Origin of the sequence: Mesorhizobium sp. M0968 (genome assembly GCF_040319065.1) — a bacterium.
Lineage (GTDB): Bacteria > Pseudomonadota > Alphaproteobacteria > Rhizobiales > Rhizobiaceae > Mesorhizobium.
Genome location: NZ_JAMYNL010000103.1, coordinates 1 through 546, shown reverse-complemented (window position 1 = coordinate 546; position 546 = coordinate 1). Strand labels below are relative to the sequence as shown.

The window sequence follows — 546 nt, the reverse complement described above, 5'->3', positions numbered from 1 at the left end:
GCCGAGCCTGAACTCCCCCTTGAAGTCGGTGCACCACAGATCGTTAGGGGCGGCGGCTTGCGACAATGGCGTGCCCACGGCCTTGCTCGCCCGGTTCCTCTTGCGGGCCTGGCTCACAAGGCCGTGACGGTCGAGCACGGCATGCACGGTGCTTTTGGCCGGGATACGCACATCACCGGCGAGCTTCCTGACCAGCAACTCCCTGATCTTGCGAGCGCCCCAATGCGGCTTCTCGCGCTTGGTCTCGACGATCAGCCGCTCGATCTGCTCGGGCAACTGGTTGGCGTACCTCACCGGCCGCCGCGAGCGGTCGCAAAGCGCCTCCAGCCCTTCCTCCCTATAGCGGTTGAAGATCTTGTAGCCAGTCTTGCGCGAAATCCCGAAATCCCGGCACACATCGCTCATGCCTTCTCCCTCGAGAAGGCGGGCAACGAAACGTAGACGTTCCTCCATCACCGAACACTCTCTCCACGGCATCAACACCTCCGGCCAAAAGCCAAAAGTGTTACCCATGTGTCCGGTACAAAACGTCACCTATGTCTCAGG

At 61.5% G+C, this 546-nt stretch carries 1 protein-coding gene; it reads right to left on the bottom strand.

Features of this window, described 5'->3' with window-relative positions:
- Positions 1-477 (bottom strand): helix-turn-helix domain-containing protein (locus NKH67_RS34090; RefSeq protein ID WP_353033124.1); only part of this gene is annotated, 477 nt, incomplete at its 3' end.
- Positions 478-546 lie beyond the last annotated feature (69 nt).